Here is a 21,517-nt window from a genome sequence, read left to right on the forward strand (position 1 = left end):
TCCGGGAGAACTGACATGGGCACGACCTGGGATCACGAGTACGACGTGGTCGTCGTCGGCTCGGGGGCGGGCGGCCTGGCCGCCGCGGCCACCGCCGGCCGCCGGGGGCTGTCCGCTCTGGTGGTGGAGAAGACCGACAAGTACGGCGGGTCCAGCGCCCTGTCCGGCGGGGCGATCTGGGTGCCGAACAACGTGTACCTGCAGCGCGCGGGCGAGCGCGACACCCTGGAGAACGCCCGTACGTACATGGACGCGACCGTGGGCGACCGGGTGCCCGCCGACCGCAAGGAGGCGTACCTGACGCGCGGTCCGGAGATGGTCGAGTTCTTCGACCGCGAGAGCTCGTATGTGCGCTTCATGTACACGCCCGGCTACTCCGACTACTACCCGGAGGCTCCGGGCGGGAGGCCGCAGGGGCGCTCAGTCGAGCCGTGCATCATCGACGGAAAGAAGCTCGGACCGGAGTTCGGGAACCTGCGCCGGGCGGGGCTGCCGACATACGGCCTGACGATGACGTCCGGCGAGTTCGGCAAGCTCAACATGGTCATGCGGACCTGGAAGGGCAGGCAGACCGCCCTGCTCGTCGGCCTGCGGGCGGTGAAGGCGCTGCTCACCGGGCAGAAGCCGCTGTCGCTCGGTGAGGCGCTGGTGGCGCGGCTACGGCTGGCGCTTCGCGAGGCCGGGGGAGAGCTGTGGCTTTCCACCTCCTTCCAGGACCTCGTCGTGGAGGACGGACGGGTCACCGGCATCAAGGTGCTCCGCGACGGCAGGGAGACCGCCGTCCGGGCGCGCGGGGGAGTCGTCCTGGCCGCCGGCGGCTTCTCCCACGACCAGGAACTGCGCGAGCGCTACCTGCCGAAGCCGACGAAGACCGCCTGGACCCATGCCTCCGAGGGCCAGACCGGCGACACGCTGCGGGCGGGCCTGGCCGCGGGCGCCGCGGTCGACCTGATGGACAAGGTGTGGGGCGCGCCCTCGGTGCCGACGCCCGACGGGAGGCTGTTCTTCCTCGTCGCCGACCGCGCCGTCCCCTCGATGGTCATCGTCGACGCCGAGGGCGAGCGGTACGTCAGGGAGACCCTGCCCTACCACGAGTTCCTCGACCGGATGTACGAGCACGGGGAGAAGGCCATGGCCTCGTGGATGATCATCGACGAGTGGGCGCACAGGAAGTACGTGTGGGTCGGGCTGTTCCCCGGACAGCCGTTCCCGAAGGAGTGGAAGTCCACCGGGTTCCTCAAGAGCGGTGAGACCGCCGAGGAGCTGGCGGCGCAGATCGGCGTCCCCGCGGACAGGCTGAAGGCGACCATCGAGCGCTTCAACGCCATGGCCGCAGGCGCCAAGGACGAGGACTTCGGCCGCGGGGACAGCGCCTACGACAACTACTACGGCGACCCGACGCTGCCCAACCCCAACCTCCGCCCGATGAAGGGCCCGTTCTACGCGGTGCCCGTCGTTCCCGGAGACATCGGCACCAAGGGCGGGCTGGTCACCGACACCGAGGCGCGCGTGCTGCGGCACGACGGCTCGGTGATCGAGGGCCTGTACGCCACCGGCAACTGCTCGGCCGCCGTCACCGGCGAGACCTACCCCGGACCGGGCGCCACGCTCGGCCCGGCGATGACCTTCGGCTATGTCGCCGCCACCCACATCGCTGCACAGGGAGTCACCGCATGAACCACCGCGTCATCGAATCCGCTCCGCCGCCCGCCCGCTTCGCCCGGGGCTGGCACTGCCTCGGCCTCGCCGAGCCCTTCAAGGACGGCAAGCCGCACGCCGTGGAGGCGTTCGGCACCAAGCTCGTCGTCTTCCAGGGTGCGGACGGTGAGCTGAAGGTGCTCAACGCCTACTGCCCCCACATGGGCGGCGACCTCACCCAGGGCACCGTCAAGGGCGACGCCGTCGCCTGCCCCTTCCACGACTGGCGCTGGGGAGGCGACGGCAGGTGCGCCGGCATCCCCTACGCCACCCGCGTCCCCCGCGCCGCGCGCACCAAGGCGTGGCGCACCCTCGAGACCAACCAGCAGCTGTTCGTCTACAACGACCCGCAGGGCAACCCGCCGCCGCCGGAGGTCACGATCCCCCGGATCGAGGGCGCCTACAGCGACGAGTGGTCGTCGTGGACCTGGAACCGGCTGCGGGTGGACGGCTCCCACTGCCGGGAGATCGTCGACAACGTCGTGGACATGGCGCACTTCTACTACGTGCACTTCGCGCTCCCGACGTACTTCAAGAACGTCTTCGAAGGGCACATCGCCACGCAGTACTACGACGGGTACTCGCGCGACGACGCCAACCTCGGACTGGTCCCGGGCGCGGAGACGGAGCAGATCAGGCAGCGGTCGGAGGCCGCCTACCACGGCCCCTCCTACATGATCGACTACCTCTGGAACGAGGCCTCGGGCAGCACGGTCGAGAGCGTGCTGATCAACTGCCACTACCCGATCTCCAGCGACAGCTTCATGCTCCAGTGGGGTGTGCTCGTCAAGAAGTTCCCGGGCATGTCCGACGAGGAGGCCGACGCCATGGCCAAGCAGGTCGGCGACGGCATCGGGCTCGGGTTCATGCAGGACATCGAGATCTGGCGCAACAAGGCGGCCATCGACAACCCGCTGCTGTGCGACCAGGACGGCCCCGTCTACCAGTTGCGCCGCTGGTACGAGCAGTTCTACGTGGACGTCGAGGACGTGACGCCCGAGATGGTCAACCGGTTCGAGTTCGAGATCGACACCGAGCGGGCCGTCGAGGAGTGGAAGAAGGAGGTCGCGGAGAACGTCGCGAACGGAGTCTCCTTCTCCATGATCCCGAAGTCGATGCGCGAGACGACGCGGGGCTAGGAATGCAAGAGGTCGGCTGCCGGACGTGTGGAACCCGCGTCCTGGTGAAGAAGAACAGCCTTCCGCACACCAGCGTCCAGTGGACGACCGACGCCGCCGCCACCTGCGAGGAGATCTCCTCGCGGGTGGCGGGCGGTGAACACGCGGCATGCGTCACCCACTGCGGTGCGCTGCGCGCGTCGATCGAGCAGGCGGTGCGCGAAGGCCTCGTGAAAGTTTCCTCCGATGACTGAATCCCTACGTCTCACCGTCGCCGAGGTCGTCCGCGAGACGGCCGACGCGCACACCCTGGTGTTCGACGCCGTATCACCCTTCTCTCCCGGGCAGTTCCTGACGCTGCGGCTGCCCGACGGCACAGCGCGGTGCTATTCGCTGTGCTGCGGTCCGGGAGAACGGCTGATGGTCACCGTCAAGCGGGTCGCCGGAGGGCACGCCTCCAACTGGATCTGCGACAACGTGACCGCCGGTTCGGTCCTGGAGGCGCTGCCGCCGTCCGGGGTGTTCACCCCGCGCACCCCGGACGGGGACTTCCTCCTGCTGGCGGGCGGCAGCGGGATCACCCCGGTGTTGTCGATCCTCAAGACGGCGCTGGCCCGGGGACAAGGACAGATCGTCCTTCTCTATGCCAACCGGGACGAGGAATCCGTCATCTTCGCGGCGGCCCTGCGTGAGCTGGAGACCGCCCACCCCGGCCGGCTGACCGTCGTCCACTGGCTGGAGACGGTGCAGGGCCTCCCCGCGGCGCCGCGGCTCGCGTCGCTGCTGCGTCCCTACCGGGCGTACGAGGCGTTCGTCTGCGGGCCAGGCGGGTTCATGGACGCCTGCTGCGAGGCGCTGGCGAGCCTGGACGCCGCGAAGCCCAAGGTCGAGCGGTTCGTCTCCCTCAGCGGTGATCCGTTCGCGGCGCCGGAGCCCCTCGAGGGCACCGGAGGAACCGTGGAGGTGGACCTCGACGGCTCCGTCACCTCTCACACCTGGCCGGAGGGGACACCCCTGCTGGACGTCCTGCTCGCCGGGGGAGTCGACGCGCCCTACTCCTGCCGGGAGGGCGCGTGCAGCGCCTGCGCCTGCCGTGTCGTCGACGGCGAGGTCGAGATGCTCGCCAACGAGGTGCTCGACGAGGCGGACCTGGCCGACGGCTGGGTGCTGGCCTGCCAGGCGCTCCCGCTCACCGGCCATGTGAAGATCACCTACTCCGAATGAGGTACCCCCATGGCACGGCTTGACGGCAAGGTCGCCCTGATCACCGGCGGCGCCCGCGGCATCGGCGAGGCGCACGCCCGCGCGTTCGCCGCCGAGGGCGCCCAGGTCGTGATCGGCGACCTCCTCGACGACCGGGGCTCGGCGCTGGCCGCCGAACTCGGCGCGGTCTTCGTCCGCATGGACGTCACCAGCTCCGCGGACTGGGCGGCGGCCGTCGACGCGACGGTCTCGGCCCACGGGAAACTGAACGTCCTCGTCAACAACGCGGGCATCCTCCGCTTCCGCACGGTCGCCGACATGGCGGAGGAGGAGCTCCGCCGCGTCCTCGACGTCAACCTGATCGGCCCCTGGCTCGGCATGAAGGCCGTCATTGAGCCGATGAGGCGGGCGGGCGGCGGCTCCATCATCAACACCTCCTCGGTGGAGGGCTACGCCGCGGCGGCGGGCCTGTCGGCGTACGCGGCCTCCAAGTTCGGGGTGCGCGGCATCACCAAGGCCGCCGCCCGCGAGCTGGGCGCCCACGGCATCCGCGTCAACTCCCTGCATCCGGGCGGCGTCGCCACCGAGCTCGCCCTGGACCCGTCCAACGCCGATGCCACGGGCATCGACCCCGAGGCGTTCTTCAAGGCCATCCCCCTGGGCCGGTGGGGCCTGCCCCAGGACGTCGCCGGAGCCGCCGTCTACCTCGCCTCCGACGAGTCCGCCTACTGCACCGGCACCGAGGTGCTCGTCGACGGCGGCCTCCTCAGCGGGCCGGGCTACTGACGCCCGGGTGCGTCCCGCCGCGACCGGCGGAGAGAATTGGGATGGAAAATAGAGAATTATCTGAATTTATTGCGATGGCGATAGTCAAGCATGCTTTGTTCTTTGGAAATGTCGATTGACATTAATCTGCCGAGGGTGCGGGCAGGAGGTCGGGAGAACTGACTTCGTCCCTTCTGGAGAAAGAGGAGTCATGGCTACTCGCAAACGGGGCCGCCGGCTCGTCCTGCCGCTTCTCGCGGGCTCGGCGCTGCTGGCCACGCTCACCCCCGCGTACGCGGCGCACGGGCGGTCCGCCGCGGCGGTGCCGACGTCCAACGCGGTGATGCTCGTCAACGCCCAGACCGGCAAGTGCCTGACGATCGCCGGCGGGCGCAGCACCGAGAACAACGTCCGGGCCGTGCAGTTCGACTGCGACACCGACCGCTCCCGCCGCTGGGTGCTGAACCGGACGGGCCGCGGCCAGAACTACCAGATCAGGAACCTGCAGACCCGCAAGTGCCTGACGATCGCCGGCGGGCGCAGCACCGAGAACAACGTCCGGGCCGTGCAGTACAACTGCGACCGCGACCGGTCGCGCACCTGGACGATCCGCCAGGTGGCGTCCAACGGCCAGTACCAGATCCGCAACCGCCAGACGGGCAAGTGCCTGACGATCGCCGGCGGGCGCAGCACCGAGAACAACGTCGAGGCCCTCCAGTACACCTGCGACGACGACACGTCGCGCCGCTGGCTGCTGCGGTTGACCGGCCGGTGACGCGGTCCGGGCCGGACCCGCGGGTCCGGCCCGGACGGGACCGCGGTCCCTGGAGGGCGGGGCGGGCGGGACCGCAGGATCGGGGCATGCGACCCCTCTCCCGTACGATCGTGTTCGCGGCGGTCCTCGCCCTCGGTCTCGGCACCGCCTCCCCCGTCCTGGCCGCGCCGACCGAGACCGTCAGGATGGTGGCGACCAGCCTGAGCGGCAAGCGCATCTACCTGGAGCACCACTTCTCGTACTGCCTGAAGAAGAACCGCTGCGACCCTTCGGCCAAGGACGGCACCCACAGGGTCGCCAGGTACGCGCAGAAGATGAAGGTGCGCCGCGGGCACGGGGTGTGGATCAACACCGTCGCCGTCAGGCCGCACCGCCTCCGCGTCTACGTGGACGGCAGGCTGGTCCGCGACGAGAGGTCCAAGTGGTACGCCCAGGGCGGCGGGGGCTTCCACATCACCGACCACACCTATTTCCACCGCTGACCCGACGACGGGTCGCGTACGGGCATCCATCGGCCGGATGGGTGCCCGCGTCACGTAGGTGACGAGCCCACTTACCGGGTCCGATGCCTGCTGATAGAACGAAAACGGTTACTCCTGGAGAGATGTCCGCTGCGCAACGTGAGCGCGGCGCGGCGCCGTTTTCGTGAAGGGCGGGACGCATGGGGACGAGGCCGGCCGGCTCTGAGGACGTCTTCGCCCCGGTGCGGGCGGTGGCCGACGCGATCCTGTACGAGGGCTACCTCCTGTACCCGTACCGGCGTTCGTCGGCGAAGAACCGGGTGCGCTGGCAGTTCGGGGTGCTCACGCCCCCGGAGTGGACGCGCGCCCGCGGACCGGCGGACACGGGGGTCGCCGGCTCGGCCGAGGGGTGGTGGCAGCGGACCGAGTGCCTGCTGCACGGCACCGCCGGGTCGGCGGTGTGCGAGGTCCGGTTCCTCCAGCTCCAGCGCAGGACCGTGGAGCGGTACGACGGCGGCCGGTACCGTCCGGTGGAGGTCCTCGACCTCGGCGACCGCAGGGAGATCGGCTTCGACGAGGCGGTCCCCAGGGAGTTCGCCCTCCGGCTGCCCCTGCGCCCCGGCGAGGACGCGGTGCTCCCCCTCGAGGCGGGCAGCGGCCTGGACGCCGAGGTGGTCCGGGACCCGGACGGCAGGCCCGCCGGACGGATCATGCGGGAGCGCTGGCCGCTGTCGGTGACGGTGCGCGTCTCGGCGGAGCCCGTCGGCAGGGGCCCCGCGGGGCCGCTCACCAGGCTGCGGGTCCAGGTGGAGAACACCGGCCGCGGTGTCCCGGCGAGCGCGAGCCGGGACGAGGCGCTGCGGTTCTCCCCGCTGGCCTGCCACCTCCTGCTGGCCGTACGGGGATCCTCCTTCGTCTCGCTGCTCGACCCGCCCGACTGGGCGCGCGCCGCGGTCCGCTCCTGCGAGAACGTCCACACCTTCCCGGTCCTCGCGGGCGGAGCGGACGGCCATGAACTGCTCCTGTCGTCGCCGATCCTGCTGTACGACCACCCGCGCGTGGCACCCGAGAGCCCCGGCGACCTGCACGACTCCGGCGAGATCGACGAGATCCTCTCGTTGCGCGCCCTCACCCTGACCGATGCCGAGAAGCGGGAGGCGCGCGCCACCGACGCGCGTGCCGCGGCGATCCTGGACCGGGTCGACGGCATGCCGCCCGAGGTGTTCGAGCGGCTGCACGGGGTGTTGCGCCCGCCGGACGGGACCGTCCCCGGCGACGGCGACGGCGACGGCGACGGCGACGGTGGCGCGGGCGGACCGGTGGAGACCGTCGTGGCCGGGGTGCGGCTGGGTCCGGGCAGCCGGGTCAGGCTGCGCCCGCGGCCGCGCGGCACCGACCCGCAGGACCGCTTCCTGGCGGGCCGCACCGCCCTGGTGGAGAAGGTGCTGGTCGACGTCGACGACGCGGTGCACCTGGCCGTCACCGTCGAGGACGACCCCGCCGCGGAGCTGGACCGCTGGTACGGGCGCTACCGCTACTTCGGCGCCGACGAGGTCGAGCCCCTGACCGGAGAGCCCGGATGAGCGGGGCGCCGCGCCGGGTCCTCGTGGCGGGGATCGGCAACGTGTTCCTGAGCGACGACGGCTTCGGCGTCGAGGTCGTCCGCCGGATCGACACCGGGAGCCTTCCCGGCGGCGTCCGGGTCGCCGACTACGGCATCCGCGGCGTCCACCTGGCCTACGAGCTGCTCGACCGCGCCCCCGACACGCTGATCATGGTGGACGCCGTCCCGCTGGAGGGCCCGCCGGGGACGCTGGCCGTGCTGGAGGTCGGCGGCCGGGACCTCGACGCGGCGGGCGGCGCCGTCCCCGTCGACGCGCACGGCCTGCACCCGCTGGCCGTGCTGCTGCTGCTGCGCAGGCTCGGCGGCGAGGCGGGCCGCGTGCTGGTCGCGGGCTGCCGCCCCGCCTCGGTCGAGGAGGGCATGGGGCTGACGGGGCCGGTGGCCGCCGCCGTGCCCGAGGCGGTCCGCCTGGTCACGGAACTGGCCCGCGCCGAGGCCCTGGCGGCCCCAGGCGATGAACCGGACATGAGGGAGCGTGCCGATGCATGAGATGGGACTGTGCGACGCCATCGCCGAGGCGGTGCTGAAGCGGGCCGGCGGCCGTCGCGTACGCGGCGTACGGGTGCGGATCAGCGGCCATCCCGTGGACCCGGAGGTGATCGACCAGGGGTACCGGCTGGCCGCGGCGGGCACACCGGCCGCGGACGCCCTGCTGGAGGTGGTGCAGGAACCGGGCACGGTGCGCTGCCGTGCCTGCGGCGGCGGCGCTCCGGCCGACGACGCCGTGCACCTGGTCGCCTGCCCGCGCTGCGGCGGCCTGGACGTCGAGGTCGCGGCGGGGAGCGGTGCGGTACTGGAGTCCATCACCGTCGACGAGCCCGCGGAGACGAGCGGCTGAAGGAGGGAACGGCGATGACTTCCACGACCGGACGCGCCGGAGGCGCGGGAACCGGGTTCGAGGAGATCCACGTCCTGTGGATCTCCGAGGGGATGAGCTGCGACGGCGACACCGTCTCGGTCACGGCCGCCTCCCGGCCCGCCATCGAGGACGTGGTCAACGGCCTGATACCGGGCCTGCCGAAGGTGCACCTGCACAACAAGGTGCTCTCGCCGACACTGGGCGGGGAGGAGTTCCTCGCCCCCTTCCGGGCCGCGGCGGCCGGGGAGCTGGAGCCGTTCGTCTTCGTGCTGGAGGGCTCGGTCCCCAACGAGAAGATCAACGGCGAGGGCTACTGGACGTCGTTCGGCAACGACCTGACGACCGGCGAGCCGCTGACGCTGAACACGTGGATCGACGCGCTGTCGGCCAGGGCGTGGGCCGTGGTCGCCGCGGGCACCTGCGCCGCCTACGGCGGCATCCACGCCATGGAGGGCAACCCGACCGGGTCGATGGGGCTCGCCGACTACCTGGGCTGGGACTTCACCTCCCGGGGCGGGCTGCCCATCGTCAACGTCCCCGGCTGCCCCGTCCAGCCCGACAACTTCATGGAGACCCTCACCTGGCTGCTCTACCACGCGGCCGGGACCGCGCCGCCGCCCCCGCTGGACGAGATGCTGCGCCCGACGTGGCTGTTCGGCAACACCGTGCACGACGGATGCGACCGCGCGGCCTCCTACGAGCAGGCGGTCTTCGCCGACACCTACAACTCCCAGCAGTGCCTGGTGAAGATCGGGTGCTGGGGCCCGGTCGTCAAGTGCAACGTGCCCAAGCGGGGCTGGATGGGCGGTCTCGGCGGCTGCCCGAACGTCGGAGGCATCTGCATCGCCTGCACGATGCCGGGTTTCCCGGACAAGTTCATGCCGTTCATGGACGAGCCGCCGGGGGCGCGGCTGTCGTCCACGCTCATCAAGCCCTACGGGGCGTTCATCCGGCGGATGCGCGGCATCACCAGCGGCACGGTGGACAAGGAGCCCAGGTGGCACCACAACCGTGACGTGCTGACCAGCGGCTACCGGCCGCACAAGCGAGCTCGCAGATAGCGGGGGAGGACCGCGGACGATGGCCATCACCGATCCACGCACGGCGGAGACCGGGACGCCCGGACAGCTGGTCGAGATGTCGTGGGATCCGATCACCCGCATCATCGGGAACCTGGGCGTCTACACGAAGATCGACTTCGCGAACCGGCGGGTCGCCGAGTGCCACGTGACATCGTCGATGTTCCGCGGCTACTCGGTGTTCATGAAGGGCAAGGACCCGCGCGACGCCGGGTTCATCACCAGCCGCATCTGCGGCATCTGCGGCGACAACCACACCACCTGCTCGGTGTACGCGCAGAACATGGCGTACGGGATCAAGACCCCGCCGCTGGGCGAGTGGATCATCAACCTCGGCGAGGCCGCCGAGTACCTGTTCGACCACACGATCTTCCAGGACAACCTGGTCTTCGTCGACTACTGCGAGGCCATGGTCAAGGACACCAACCCCGGCGTCCTGCGGCGCGCCCGCGAGACCCTCGCGCCGAACTCCGGCGTCCACGGGTACCGCACGATCGCCGACATCATGGAGGCGTACAACCCGTTCGAGGGCACCGTCTACAAGGAGGCGCTGCGGATCAGCCGCATCACCCGCGAGATGTTCTGCCTGATGGAGGGGCGGCACGTGCACCCCTCCACCGTCTACCCGGGCGGCGTGGGGACGGTGCCGACCCCGACGGTCTTCACCGACTACCTGACCCGGTTGCTGAAGGTCGTGGACTTCGTGAAGAAGGCCGTCGCCATGAACGACGACGTCTTCGACTTCTTCTACGAGGCGCTGCCCGGCTACGAGGAGGTGGGGCGCCGCCGCGTCATGCTCGGCTGCTGGGGCGCCTTCCAGGACCCGAACGTCGTCGACTACCGCTACGAGACGATGAGCGGCTGGGGCAGATCGATGTTCGTGACGCCCGGCATCGTCGTGGACGGGCGGCTGCTCACCACCGACCTCGTCGACATCAACCTGGGCATCCGCATCCTGCTGGGCAGCTCCTACTACGACGACTGGGTCAACACCGAGCCGTTCGTCCCCACCGATCCGCTCGGCAACCCCGTCGACATGCGCCACCCGTGGAACCAGACCACGCTGCCCGTGCCGCAGAAACGCGACTTCGAGGACAAGTACAGCTGGGTGATGAGCCCCCGCTGGTACGACCCGGCCTCCGAGCAGCACCTCGCCCTGGACACGGGGGGCGGCGCCTTCGCCCGGCTCTACACCACCGCCCTGGCCGGCCTCGTGGATACGCCGTACGTGAAGTCCACCGGCTCGAGCGTCCGGATCTCGCTGCCGCGCGGCGAGGATTTGCCGGAGACGACGCTGGAGTGGCGCATCCCGCCGTGGTCCAACGCGATCGAGCGCAACCGCGCCCGCACCTACTTCATCGCCTACGCCGCCGCGATGGCGGTGCACTTCGTCGAGCAGGCGCTGGGCCTGGTCAGATCGGGGGACTGCGAGGTGTTCCAGCCGTTCGACGTCCCCGACGACGCGATCGGCGCCGGTTTCCACGAGGCGGTGCGGGGCGTGCTGTCGCACCACCTGGTGGTCCGGGACAAGAAGATCGCCAACTACCACCCGTACCCGCCCACGCCCTGGAACGCCAGCCCGCGCGACATCCACGGCACGCCGGGCCCGTACGAGGACGCGGTGCAGGACATGCCGATCTTCGAGGAGAACGGGCCGGACGACTTCCGCGGCGTCGACATCATGCGCGCCGTGCGCAGCTTCGACCCGTGCCTGCCCTGCGGGGTGCACATGTACCTCGGCAAGGGGCGCACCCTGGAGAAGCTGCACTCGCCGATGTTCGGGGCCTCCCATGGCTGAGCGGCTGGACGCGCCGGCCGTCGCCGACCGGCTGACCCGGCTCGAGGGCCTCCTCGGCGAACTGGAGTCGATCCCCGGCGCGACCGCCGCCAAGGCGCTCGACGCCGTCACCCTGCTCACCGAGGTGTACGGGGAGGCCCTGGCGCGGATCCTGGAGCGGGCGGCCGAGGGCGGCGAGCCGGCCGACGACGAGCTCGTCGGCCACCTGCTGGTCCTGCACGAGCTCCACCCCGAACCGCTGGAGCGGCGGGTCGAACGGGCGCTGGAACGGCTCGGCCCGCTCCTGCGCGGCGGCGAGGCGCGGTTCGACGGCGTCGAGGGCGCCGTCGCCCGCGTCGTGCTCTCGGGCGGCGGTTGCGGCGGCTCGGGCCGGGCCGCGGACGTCGTGCGGGACGCGGTGCTGGCGATCGCGCCGGAACTGACGGAGGTCCGGGTGAGCCCGCCGCGCCGGAAGCCCGCCTTCATCCCGGTCGAGTCGCTGCTGGGCGGCATGGCTCCGAAGGCGGCGCCGTGAACTCGACGGCGCTCGGCCGGGTGATCCGGCGCGCGGAGTCCCGTGCCCGCGAGAGGGCCGAGCCGTGCGGGATGTGCGGGATCCCGGTGGAGAAGGAGCACACCCATCTCCTGGACGAGCGCGGCGGCGCCCTGCTGTGCGTCTGCCGGGCCTGCTCCGTGCTGTTCCCCGAGGAGAACGGCCGCTACCGGCGGGTGCCCAGCCGCCGGATCCGGCTCACCGGAGTGCGTCCCGACGACCTGGGCGTCCCGGTCGGGCTGGCGTTCTTCACCCGCGACGCGCAGGGCGCCGTCACCGCGCACTACCCGAGCCCGATGGGGACCACCGGCTGGACGGTCGAACCGGCGGTCTGGGCGGCGGCGGTCGCGGCCTGCCCTCCGCTGGAGACCCTGGCCCCGGGCGTCGAAGCGCTGCTGGTCAACGCGGTCCGCGACGCCGACGAACGGTGGCTGGTGCCCGTGGACGACTGCTACCGGCTGGTGGCGATCATCCGCGGGTCCTGGAAGGGCCTGTCCGGGGGGACCCGGGTGTGGCCGGAGATCGAGGCGTTCTTCACGCGCCTCGCGGAAGGAGAGTCATGCCGCACGTGAGGAAGTCCACGCTCCTCGTGCCCGCGGGGGCGTTCGCCGCGTTCCTGTTCTGGCAGAACCTGCCGGCGATCCGGCGCTACCTGCGCATCCGGCGGATGTGACCGGGATGTGCCTCGGTATCCCCGGAGAGATCGTGGAGCTCCTGCCCGGCCGCGGCGACCTCGCCACGGTCGAGGTCGCCGGCGTCCGGCGGCCGATCAGCGTCGGCCTGCTCGGACCGGAGGGCGTACGCCCGGGTGACTGGGTGCTGGTGCACGTCGGCTTCGCCATGTCGCGGATCGACGAGGCGGAGGCGGCGGCGACCCTGGCCCTGCTCGAAGGGCTCGGCCGGGCGTACGCCGACGAGCTCGAGGCGCTCGCCGACTCCGACATCACCTGACGGGCCACAACGACGAGGAAGGACCGGCATGCGGTTCGTCGACGAGTACCGGGACGGCGGCAGGGCCAGGGCGCTGGCCGCGCGGATCGCCGCGCTGTGCGAGCCCGGCAGGCACTACAAGTTCATGGAGGTGTGCGGCGGCCACACCCACACCATCTACAGGCACGGCCTGGAGGACCTCCTCCCCAGGCAGGTGGAGCTGGTGCACGGACCCGGCTGCCCGGTGTGCGTGATCCCGATGGGCCGGATCGACGACGCCGTCGCCATCGCCCGCGAGCCCGGCGTGATCATGACGTCGTTCGGTGACCTGATGCGGGTGCCCGGCGGCGCCGGCTCGTTCCTGGACGCCAAGGCGCGGGGCGCCGACGTGCGCATGGTCTACTCGCCCCTGGACGCGCTCCGGATCGCCCGCGAGAACCCCGGCCGCCGTGTGGTGTTCATGGCGATCGGCTTCGAGACCACCGCGCCGTCCACCGCGGTGACCGTGCTGCGGGCCGCGGCCGAGGGCGTCGCCAACTTCTCGGTCTTCTGCAACCACGTCACGATCATCCCGGCGATCAAGGCGATCCTGGACTCGCCGGACCTGCGCCTGGACGGCTTCCTCGGCCCCGGCCACGTCTCCACCGTCATCGGCTGCCGCCCGTACGGGTTCATCGCCCGCGACCACGGCAGGCCGCTGGTGTGCGCGGGCTTCGAGCCGCTCGACGTGCTGCAGTCGGTGCACATGCTGCTGCGGCAGCTCGCCGAGGGCCGCTGCGAGGTGGAGAACCAGTACGCGCGGGTCGTCCCCTGGGAGGGCAACCGCAGGGCGCTGGAGGCCATCGGGCGGACCATGGAACCGCGCCCGCACTTCGAGTGGCGCGGGCTCGGCTTCATCTCCCACTCGGCGCTGCGGCTGCGCGAGGAGTACGCCGCCCACGACGCCGAGCGGATCTTCGACCTGCCGGGAGTCCGGGTCGCCGACCCCAAGGCGTGCCAGTGCGGCGAGGTGCTCAAGGGCGCCATCAAACCGTGGGAGTGCAAGGTGTTCGGCACCGCCTGCACCCCGGAGACCCCCATAGGCACGTGCATGGTCTCCTCGGAGGGCGCCTGCGCCGCCTACTACAACTACGGACGGTTCACCAGGGAACGGGTACGGGAGGCGACACGCGCATGACGACCGAACAGCAGGTGCTCGACCGCATCGAACGCGCACGGCGGCGCGCCCCCAGAGTGCGCGAGGAGCACATCACGCTCGCGCACGGAGCGGGGGGCAAGGCCACCCAGACCCTCGTCGAGGACGTCTTCGTCGGCGCGTTCGGCAACCCGGCCCTCGAACCGCTGGACGACGGCGCCGTCCTGGAGCTGGGAACGTCCCGGATGGTCATGACCACCGACTCCTACGTCGTCTCCCCGGTGTTCTTCCCCGGCGGAGACATCGGAGACCTCGCCGTCAACGGCACGGTCAACGACCTGGCCGTCTCCGGGGCCCGCCCGCTGTACCTGTCCGCCGGCTTCATCCTGGAGGAGGGCTTCCCGGTGGAGGACCTGCGGCGCGTCACGGCGTCCATGTCCGCCGCCGCCCTGCGCGCCGGCGTCGCGATCGTCACCGGCGACACCAAGGTCGTCCAGCGGGGCAAGGGCGACGGCTGCTACGTCACCACCACGGGCGTCGGCGTCCTGGACCGCCCCGCCGTACTCGGCGCCGCCCACGTTCGCCCCGGCGACGCGATCCTCGTCTCCGGCCCCGTCGGCGATCACGGCGTGACCGTCATGCTGGCCAGAGGCGAGCTGGACCTGGCCGCCGACCTCGTCTCCGACACCGCGCCCCTGCACACCCTGGCCGCGGCCCTCCTGGACGCCCTCCCCGGTGAGGTGCGCATGCTGCGCGACGCGACCCGGGGCGGCACGGCGACCGTCCTCAACGAGGTCGCTCGGGGCGCCGGAGTCGCGATGATCGTGCACGAGTCCGCCGTGCCGGTCCGCCCCGCGGTCACCGGGGCCTGCGAACTCCTGGGCATCGACCCTCTCTATGTGGCGTGCGAAGGCCGTTTCGTCGCCTTCGTGGCGGGGGACCGCGCCGAAACCGCCCTCGCCGCACTCCGCTCCCACCCCCAAGGCCAGGAAGCCGCCCTGATCGGCCGGGTGGAGGCCGCGCCCTCCGGGCTCGTCCTCCTCAAGACCGCCTTCGGCGGCACCCGCATCATCGACCTACTCGTCGGCGATCCGCTGCCCCGCATCTGCTGACCGGTCGCGGGCCGCGGCCACCACGGCCTGGCCGAAGGAGATGCCGCCGTCGTTGGGCGGGGTCCGGGTGTGGGTGAGGACGCGGAAACCGGTCTCCTCCAGGCCGGTCACGACCAGTGTGAGCAGGGTGAGGTTCTGGAAGACGCCGCCGGACAGAGCGGCCGTCGTCAGGCCCGTGCGGTCGCGCAGGACGCCCGCGGCCCGGACGACGGCGGCGGCGAGGCCGTTGTGGAAACGGGCGGAGACCGTTGCGGCGGAGACGCCCGCGCGCACGTCCTCGGCGGCGCAGCGCACCAGGTCCGCGCAGGAGATGACCAGAGGGTCGCCGTCCCGCACCGCCGCCGGATAGGCGGCGCGTTCGTGCGGGTCGGCGTGCCGTTCCAGTTCGATGGCGGCCTGGCCTTCGTAGAACACCTCGTCCCGGATGCCGGCGATGGCGGCCACGGCGTCGAAGAGGCGGCCCGCGCTGGAGGTGAGCGGGGCGTTCGGACCGGTGCGGGCCAGGGCGGTCACCGCCTCCCAGCGGTCGGCGTGGCGCCGGGAGAGGGCGAGCTCCGGGGGGTCGCCGGCGTAGGCGGCCTGGAGGTGGGCGGCGGCCATGCGCCAGGGCCGGCGGATCGCGGCCGTGCCGCCCGGCATCGGAACGGGCTCCAGGTGGCCCGCCCGCCGGTAGGAGGCCAGGTCGGCGACGAGCAGCTCACCGCCCCACAGGGTGCCGTCGGGGCCGTGGCCCAGCCCGTCGAAGGCGACACCGATCACGGGGCCGTCGGCTCCGTTGTCGGCCAGGCAGGCGGCGAGGTGGGCGTGGTGGTGCTGGACGCCGGTGAGCGCCAGGCCCTCGGCGTCGGCCAGGTCCAGCGCGTACTTCGTGGACGGGTACTCCGGGTGGAGGTCGTGGGCGACGACCTCGGGATCGATGCCGAACAGGCGGCGGAAATGGACGATTCCCTCGGTGAACGCGCGCAGCGTCCCGTAGCTCTCCAGGTCGCCGATGTGCTGGGACGGGAACGCCCGCACGCCCTTCGCCAGGCAGAAGGTGTTCTTCAGCCCGGCGCCGCAGGCCAGGACGGGACGGGGGAAGGGGCGGTGCACCGCCAGCGGGGCCGGGACGTAACCGCGCGAACGGCGCAGCGGCAGCTCCCGGCCGCGGAAGGCGCGGACCACCGAGTCATCGACGCGCACGTGGACGGGGCGGTCGTGCGTCAGGAATCCGTCGGCCAGCCCCGAGAGGAGTTCCAGCGCCTCGTCGTCCCGGTGGACGATCGGCTCGTCCGCGAGGTTGCCGCTGGTCAGGACGAACGCCTCGCCGAGCCGTACGGCCAGCAGGTGGTGCTGGGGCGTGTACGGCAGCATCACGCCCAGCTCCCCGGTGCCGGGCGCGACAGCCTCGGCCACCGGGGCGGCGGCACGGCGCGGCGCGAGCACGATGGGGCGGCGGGGACCGGTGAGCAGGCGGACGGCCGTCTCGTCGAGGACGGCCAGGGTGTGGGCGACGGCGAGGTCGGGCGCCATCACGGCGAACGGCTTGGCCTCCCGGCGCTTGCGGGCGCGCAGCAGGCGGACGGCGTCCTCGTGCGCGGCGAGCACGGCCAGGTGATGGCCGCCGAGCCCCTTGACCGCCAGGATCCTGCCGTTCCGCAACCACGCGGCGGCGTTCGCGACCGGGTCCCCCGGCACGGGCGCGCCGTCCGCGTCCAGCAGCCGCAGCGAAGGCCCGCAGCCGGGGCAGCACACGGGCTGGGCGTGGAAGCGCCGGTCCGCCGGATCGCGGTATTCCCGCTCGCAACCGGCGCACAACGCGAAGCCGCTCATCGTGGTGTTGTGCCGGTCGTAGGGCACATCGGTCGTGATGGTGAACCGGGGCCCGCAATGGGTGCAGTTGGTGAAGGGATAACCGAACCGTCTGTCATCGGGATCGGTGAGGTCTCCCAGGCAATCGGCACAGGGCGCCATGTCGGGGGAGACCAGCGTCGAACGCCCCGGTAGCGGGATGCTGGGCACGATCTGGAACCCGGTCTCCCCGGCGGGCTCGGCCGGGCACGTGGTGACCCGCTCGACGAGGGCCAGGGGCGGCGCCCGCAGCTCCAGGTCGGCGACGAAGGCGTCCAGCGCGCACGCCTCCCCCTCGGCCTCGGCGAAGACGCCGTCGCCGTCGTTGCCGACGAAACCCGCCAGCCCGTAGCGTCCGGCCAGCTCGTGGACGAACGGCCGGAACCCCACACCCTGGACGATGCCCTCGACCCGGATCCTGATCCTGGACCGGGGCGGCGCGTCCATCACCGGGGGTCCCGCAGGTCGGCCATGACGAGCTCCCCCAGCACGTGGTACAGGGTCGTCTGCGCCTCCTGGATGCGGTGCACGGAGGCGGACGGGACGACGAAGAGGTGGTCGACGGCGCCGGATCCGGCCATCGGGCCGCCGTCGTATCCGGCGAACCCGACCGTCACCATGCCGAGGCCCGCGGCCTCCTCCAGGCCGCGGAGCAGGTTGGCCGAGCCGCCGCTGGTGGAGAACCCGGCGGCCACATCCCCGCGCCGCCCCAGCGCGGCGATCTGCCGTGAGAAGACCACCTCGAACCCCACGTCGTTGGCCAGCGCCGTGACGGACGCCGTGTCCTGGGGCAGGCAGAAGGCCGGCAGCGGCCGGTCCGGCGGGGGAGGGGCGGCCAGCAGGGTCGTGAAGGCCTGGGCGTCGGTGGCGCTGCCGCCGTTGCCGAACGCCAGCAGCCGACCTCCGGAGGCGAAGGACTCCGCGACGGCCTGCGCGCACCGACTGAGGGCGGCGGCGAAACGGGCGGTCAGGGAGGCGCGCAATACGGCGATCTCGGCGAACTTCTCGGCCGTGGAACTCTCCGCGTCGGCCAGCAGGGCGTCGAGATCGTCCCGTGCGGGGTACAGGAACGGGTACAGCGCCTCCAGGCCGAGGCCGGACTCCCCGCCCGTGGTCATGACGGCTCCTCCACCCGTGCGATGGCCTCCTTGGCGTGCACCAGCACGAGGTCGCCGGGTTCGGCGTCGACCAGAGCCACGCTGATCTCAGCCGGTCCGTCCGCGGTGTCGACGAGCGCGAGCCCTCCGGGAAGCACCTCGCGCACCCGCATCGCGACGGCGGCGTCAGAGCAGGTGACGCAGACGTCGTCGGGGCAGTGCGGTTCCGTTCCCGTCATGCGGGCACCTCTTGTTCCAGCGGTCCAGGGTGTTCGAGGAAGACGTGAACCAGCTCCCAGAGCACGTGGTAAACGGTCACGTGGGTCTCCCGCACGATGCGGGGGTCGTCGGAGGCGACGGCGAGCACATGGTCCGCGACCGGCTCGGGCCGTTCACGGCCGGTCAGCGCGACGGTGAGCGCACCGCGCTCTCGCGCCGCGGCCAGAGCACGCGGCAGGCTCGTGCTCTCTTCACCGGAGGAGAGCCCGAGGACGATGTCGTGCGGTCCCGCCAAGGACGCCAGACGGGCCGCGTACACCTCGGCCAGACCGTCCCCGGTGACGGCTCCACTCAGCGCCCCGGCGTCGCAGCTCAGCGAGAGGGCGGGCAGCGCGGGCTTGCCGACGATCACCGGATGCACGAACTCGACCGCGAGGTGCGCGGCGTCAGCGGCCGCCACGCCGTCGCCGAAGGTGAAGAGGGTGCCGCCGCGGCGAAACCGCACGGCCATGGAGTGGCAGGCACGGACGACCCGGTTCGCCTCCGGATGCGGGGTGTCGCCCTTCACCGGGCACCGCGCATGAGCTCTCCGGTCCGGGAGACCTCGGTCCAGCGCGCGACGCAGGAGTCGAGCATCCGGGAGAAGGCGGCCAGCCGCGGAACCCACCCCTCCAGGTCTCCCCGGCCCTCGGGCGTGAGCTCGTAGCGGCGCCGCGCGGGTCCGGCCCCCGACGGCTCCCAGGCCGACCTGAGCAGGCGCGCCCGCTCCAGGTCCCGCAGCACCCGGTAGGCGTGGCCCGGTTCCACTCCCGGCACCCCCAGCTCGCCCAGCCGCTCGATCAGCTCGTAACCGTGCCCGGGCCGCTCGTAGAGCAGCAGGAGGAGAAAAGGACGCAGCAGGCTCCGGATCTCGTTGCCTTCGACCACGTCCCCTCCCGGCTCGGTGAGCACTCTCCGTGACTGTCTCCTACCTGTTTCCGGAAAGGGGAAAACACGAAGATCGCGGGGACCGTGGACTCCGGGAGAAGGGACCATCGGCCCTAAGCCCGGCATACGACTCGGATCGATCATCGAGTCATGCGATCGCTCCCCCTCCAGACCCGAACGGGCCTAACCGGTGATCACCGCGATGATCCGGGCGCCCGGCGGGAACTCGCCCAGGCGCACCAGGGTGAAGAGGCCGCAGAGCATCTTCCCCGTGTAGACCGGATCGAGCCGGACTCCGTGGCGCTCGGCGAAGTCCGCCACGAAGGCGTCGAGTTCGGCCGTGCGGCGGGCGTAACCGCCGAAATGGAACTCCGTCCGGATCGACCAGGCGGAGTTCTCGCGTCCGTGCTCCCGCTGCAGGCGGACCACCTCGTCCCGCAGGAACCCGCTTCCCTTGAGCACCGAGAAGCCCAGCGCCCGCGCCCCCTCGCGCAGGCCCAGCGCCAGGCCCGCCAGCGTGCCGCCGGTGCCCACGGGGCAGCACAGGACGTCGTAGGGCTCGGTGATCTCCGCCGCGAGCTCGGCGCAGCCCCGGACGGCCAGGGCGTTGGAGCCGCCCTCCGGCAGGACGTAGAAGCGTCCGGGAGGAACCGGCTTGTCGCGGTAGGCGGTGCGCGAGACGTACTCCAGCCGCATGCCCCGCGACACCGCGAACGACAGGACGGGGTTGAGCGGCAGGTGCTCCTCGCCCCGGATGACCCCGACCGTGCGGAACCCGAAGCGGTGGCCGGCGGCGGCCGTCGCCCGGATGTGGTTGGAGTAGGCGCCGCCGAACGTCAGCAGGGTGTCGTGCCCCTGCTCGACGGCGGCCTCGAGGTTGTACTTGAGCTTGCGCCACTTGTTGCCCGGCAGCTCCGGGTGGATGAGGTCGTCCCGTTTGAGGAACAGCCGCACGTCCCCGAGCCGCTCGTCGGCGATCTCGACCAGGGGAGAGGGCAGGAGGAGCTCCACCCGCCCCAGCGTAGCCGCAGCCGCGGTTTTCCCCGCCCGGTGGCCGGGGATCAAGATCTACACCAGGGGGGCCGTCGGATGGGCGTGGTGCTATGAGCGCGGAGAACGGACGGCCGGCCGGCCGTCCCGTGGTGATGCTGGTGGTCGCCACCGTCGGGTTCGCGGTGAACTTCTGGGCCTGGGCGCTGCTCAGCCCGCTGGGTCCCCGCTTCCAGGAGGAGCTGCGGCTGAGCGCGCTGCAGCAGGCGCTCCTGGTGGCGGTCCCGGTGATCGTGGGCTCGGTGGGCAGGATCCCCGTGGGCGCGCTGACCGACAGGTTCGGCGGCCGGGTGATGTTCCCCCTGGTCTCGGCGGCGACCGTCGTCCCGGTGCTCTACCTCGGCCTGTTCGGCCACGACTCGCTGGCCGCGCTGCTGGTCGGCGGGTTCTTCCTCGGTGTGGGCGGCACGGTGTTCGCGGTCGGCGTCCCGTTCGTCAACGCCTGGTTCCCGCCCGAACGGCGGGGCCTGGCGATCGGGGTGTTCGGCGCGGGCATGGGGGGCACCGCGATCAGCGCGCTCACCACGGTGCGGCTGGTCGACATGTCGGGCATGGCGATGCCGTTCGTGCTGACGGCGGTACTGCTGGCGCTCTACGCCGTGGTCTCCTACCTGGTGCTGCGGGAGGCACCCGGCCGGCGGGCCCCCGCCGGCTCGGCCATGAGCCGCCTGACCGAGACCCTGCGGCTGCCCGTCACCTGGCAGGCGTCCGCGCTGTACGCCATCGCCTTCGGCGGCTACGTCGCCTTCTCGGTGTACCTGCCGACCTACCTGAAGTCGGCGTACGACCTGGAGCAGGCCGACGCCGCCAACAGGATGGCGGGCTTCGTGGTGCTCGCGGTGCTGATGCGCCCGCTGGGCGGCTGGCTGTCCGACCGTTTCGGCGCGGTGCGCGTCCTGGTCGCGAGCCTGGCCGTGGTGACCGCGGGCGCCGCCCTGCAGGCCTTCACCCCGCCCCTCATGCCCCTGGGGACCCTGGCGTTCCTGTCGATGGCCGCGGCCCTGGGCGCCGGGAGCGGCGCGGTGTTCGCGCTGGTGGCGCTGCTGGCGCCGCAGGACAGGGTCGGCTCGGTCACCGGTGTGGTGGGCGCCGCCGGCGGCCTCGGCGGCTTCGTCCCGCCGCTGGTGATGGGCGCCATCTACAGCGCCTACGGCGGTTACGCCTTCGGTCTGGTGCTGCTGTGCCTCGTCGCGGCGAGCGGCGCGGTGTTCACCGCCACGGTGGTGCGGCGGGAGGTGGAGCGGCGGCGCGCCGCGTCGGCGCCCGTCTGAGCGGGCGAACGGAAGGACCGAGAGCAGCACGGAG

The 21,517-nt window shown here is 72.0% G+C and carries 25 protein-coding genes; 19 read left to right on the top strand and 6 right to left on the bottom strand.

Annotation, left to right across the window (positions count from 1 at the left end; genetic code table 11):
- Window positions 1–15: 15 nt before the first annotated feature.
- The 18 genes from C2865_RS38230 (at window position 16) to hypE (ending at window position 15,089) form a co-directional block, all read left to right on the top strand.
- The gene (locus C2865_RS38230; RefSeq protein ID WP_106403675.1) at window positions 16–1,677 is read left to right on the top strand and encodes an FAD-dependent oxidoreductase; all 1,662 of its coding nucleotides are present in this window, start codon (window positions 16–18) and stop codon (window positions 1,675–1,677) included.
- Complete coding sequence (locus tag C2865_RS38235; protein WP_106403676.1) at window positions 1,674–2,837, top strand: 3-ketosteroid-9-alpha-monooxygenase, oxygenase component; 1,164 nt, start codon at window positions 1,674–1,676, stop codon at window positions 2,835–2,837. Before C2865_RS38230 ends, C2865_RS38235 begins: the two co-directional genes overlap by 4 nt.
- A 44-nt stretch (window positions 2,838–2,881) precedes the next feature.
- The gene (locus C2865_RS38240; protein ID WP_198653890.1) at window positions 2,882–3,070 is read left to right on the top strand and encodes a hypothetical protein; all 189 of its coding nucleotides are present in this window, start codon (window positions 2,882–2,884) and stop codon (window positions 3,068–3,070) included.
- Window positions 3,063–4,040 (top strand): ferredoxin--NADP reductase, encoded by a 978-nt coding sequence (locus tag C2865_RS38245; protein WP_106403678.1) that lies wholly within the window; start codon window positions 3,063–3,065, stop codon window positions 4,038–4,040. The genes C2865_RS38240 and C2865_RS38245 overlap by 8 nt, the downstream gene beginning before the upstream one ends.
- 9 nt (window positions 4,041–4,049) lie before the next feature.
- The gene (locus C2865_RS38250; protein ID WP_106403679.1) at window positions 4,050–4,805 is read left to right on the top strand and encodes an SDR family NAD(P)-dependent oxidoreductase; all 756 of its coding nucleotides are present in this window, start codon (window positions 4,050–4,052) and stop codon (window positions 4,803–4,805) included.
- Window positions 4,806–4,995: 190 nt separating this feature from the next.
- Window positions 4,996–5,559, top strand: coding sequence for an RICIN domain-containing protein (locus tag C2865_RS38255; protein ID WP_106403680.1), 564 nt, complete (start codon window positions 4,996–4,998; stop codon window positions 5,557–5,559).
- Window positions 5,560–5,645: 86 nt separating this feature from the next.
- Complete coding sequence (locus tag C2865_RS38260; RefSeq protein ID WP_106403681.1) at window positions 5,646–6,041, top strand: hypothetical protein; 396 nt, start codon at window positions 5,646–5,648, stop codon at window positions 6,039–6,041.
- 179 nt (window positions 6,042–6,220) lie between these two features.
- The gene (locus C2865_RS38265; RefSeq protein ID WP_106403682.1) at window positions 6,221–7,603 is read left to right on the top strand and encodes a hypothetical protein; all 1,383 of its coding nucleotides are present in this window, start codon (window positions 6,221–6,223) and stop codon (window positions 7,601–7,603) included.
- Window positions 7,600–8,133 (top strand): hydrogenase maturation protease, encoded by a 534-nt coding sequence (locus tag C2865_RS38270; RefSeq protein ID WP_106403683.1) that lies wholly within the window; start codon window positions 7,600–7,602, stop codon window positions 8,131–8,133. The genes C2865_RS38265 and C2865_RS38270 overlap by 4 nt, the downstream gene beginning before the upstream one ends.
- Window positions 8,126–8,482 carry a hydrogenase/urease maturation nickel metallochaperone HypA gene (locus C2865_RS38275; RefSeq protein WP_106403720.1) on the top strand — a complete coding sequence of 119 codons (357 nt, stop codon included), beginning with the start codon at window positions 8,126–8,128 and terminating at the stop codon, window positions 8,480–8,482. Before C2865_RS38270 ends, C2865_RS38275 begins: the two co-directional genes overlap by 8 nt.
- Window positions 8,483–8,496: 14 nt before the next feature.
- Entirely contained in the window at window positions 8,497–9,564 is a 1,068-nt protein-coding gene (locus C2865_RS38280) for an NADH-quinone oxidoreductase subunit B family protein (RefSeq protein ID WP_106403684.1), read from the top strand.
- Between the two features lie 19 nt (window positions 9,565–9,583).
- Complete coding sequence (locus C2865_RS38285; protein WP_106403685.1) at window positions 9,584–11,380, top strand: nickel-dependent hydrogenase large subunit; 1,797 nt, start codon at window positions 9,584–9,586, stop codon at window positions 11,378–11,380.
- Complete coding sequence (locus C2865_RS38290; protein ID WP_106403686.1) at window positions 11,373–11,894, top strand: hypothetical protein; 522 nt, start codon at window positions 11,373–11,375, stop codon at window positions 11,892–11,894. Before C2865_RS38285 ends, C2865_RS38290 begins: the two co-directional genes overlap by 8 nt.
- A complete protein-coding gene (locus tag C2865_RS38295) occupies window positions 11,891–12,484 on the top strand; it encodes a DUF5947 family protein (RefSeq protein WP_106403687.1) in 594 nt (197 codons plus the stop codon). The genes C2865_RS38290 and C2865_RS38295 overlap by 4 nt, the downstream gene beginning before the upstream one ends.
- Window positions 12,472–12,585: a DUF6893 family small protein gene (locus C2865_RS41955; protein WP_408608353.1), complete on the top strand. Its 114-nt coding sequence runs from the start codon at window positions 12,472–12,474 to the stop codon at window positions 12,583–12,585. The genes C2865_RS38295 and C2865_RS41955 overlap by 13 nt, the downstream gene beginning before the upstream one ends.
- Window positions 12,586–12,590: 5 nt before the next feature.
- A complete protein-coding gene (locus C2865_RS38300) occupies window positions 12,591–12,863 on the top strand; it encodes a HypC/HybG/HupF family hydrogenase formation chaperone (RefSeq protein WP_106403688.1) in 273 nt (90 codons plus the stop codon).
- A 28-nt stretch (window positions 12,864–12,891) separates the two neighbouring features.
- Window positions 12,892–14,019 carry a hydrogenase formation protein HypD gene (gene hypD / locus C2865_RS38305; RefSeq protein WP_106403689.1) on the top strand — a complete coding sequence of 376 codons (1,128 nt, stop codon included), beginning with the start codon at window positions 12,892–12,894 and terminating at the stop codon, window positions 14,017–14,019.
- Window positions 14,016–15,089: a hydrogenase expression/formation protein HypE gene (gene hypE / locus C2865_RS38310; RefSeq protein WP_106403690.1), complete on the top strand. Its 1,074-nt coding sequence runs from the start codon at window positions 14,016–14,018 to the stop codon at window positions 15,087–15,089. The genes hypD and hypE overlap by 4 nt, the downstream gene beginning before the upstream one ends.
- Here hypE and hypF read toward each other — a convergent pair.
- The 6 genes from hypF to C2865_RS38340 all read right to left on the bottom strand — a co-directional run bounded on the left by hypF (window position 15,054) and on the right by C2865_RS38340 (window position 20,173).
- Entirely contained in the window at window positions 15,054–17,366 is a 2,313-nt protein-coding gene (gene hypF / locus C2865_RS38315) for a carbamoyltransferase HypF (protein ID WP_198653891.1), read from the bottom strand. The two genes, hypE and hypF, sit on opposite strands and share 36 nt — an antisense overlap.
- The gene (locus C2865_RS38320) at window positions 17,366–18,037 is read right to left on the bottom strand and encodes a D-sedoheptulose-7-phosphate isomerase (RefSeq protein WP_106403691.1); all 672 of its coding nucleotides are present in this window, start codon (window positions 18,035–18,037) and stop codon (window positions 17,366–17,368) included. The genes hypF and C2865_RS38320 overlap by 1 nt, the downstream gene beginning before the upstream one ends.
- Entirely contained in the window at window positions 18,034–18,255 is a 222-nt protein-coding gene (locus tag C2865_RS38325; protein WP_106403692.1) for a HypC/HybG/HupF family hydrogenase formation chaperone, read from the bottom strand. Before C2865_RS38325 ends, C2865_RS38320 begins: the two co-directional genes overlap by 4 nt.
- Window positions 18,252–18,803 (bottom strand): D-sedoheptulose-7-phosphate isomerase, encoded by a 552-nt coding sequence (locus tag C2865_RS38330; protein ID WP_232836048.1) that lies wholly within the window; start codon window positions 18,801–18,803, stop codon window positions 18,252–18,254. Before C2865_RS38330 ends, C2865_RS38325 begins: the two co-directional genes overlap by 4 nt.
- Window positions 18,800–19,186 carry a helix-turn-helix transcriptional regulator gene (locus C2865_RS38335; protein WP_232836049.1) on the bottom strand — a complete coding sequence of 129 codons (387 nt, stop codon included), beginning with the start codon at window positions 19,184–19,186 and terminating at the stop codon, window positions 18,800–18,802. The genes C2865_RS38330 and C2865_RS38335 overlap by 4 nt, the downstream gene beginning before the upstream one ends.
- A 159-nt stretch (window positions 19,187–19,345) precedes the next feature.
- Entirely contained in the window at window positions 19,346–20,173 is an 828-nt protein-coding gene (locus tag C2865_RS38340) for a 1-aminocyclopropane-1-carboxylate deaminase/D-cysteine desulfhydrase (RefSeq protein ID WP_106403694.1), read from the bottom strand.
- Window positions 20,174–20,265: 92 nt separating this feature from the next.
- Between C2865_RS38340 and C2865_RS38345 the strand changes: the two genes are divergently transcribed.
- The gene (locus tag C2865_RS38345) at window positions 20,266–21,483 is read left to right on the top strand and encodes an MFS transporter (RefSeq protein ID WP_198653892.1); all 1,218 of its coding nucleotides are present in this window, start codon (window positions 20,266–20,268) and stop codon (window positions 21,481–21,483) included.
- Window positions 21,484–21,517 lie beyond the last annotated feature (34 nt).

Origin of the sequence: Actinocorallia populi (assembly GCF_002995495.1) — a bacterium.
Lineage (GTDB): Bacteria > Actinomycetota > Actinomycetes > Streptosporangiales > Streptosporangiaceae > Actinocorallia > Actinocorallia populi.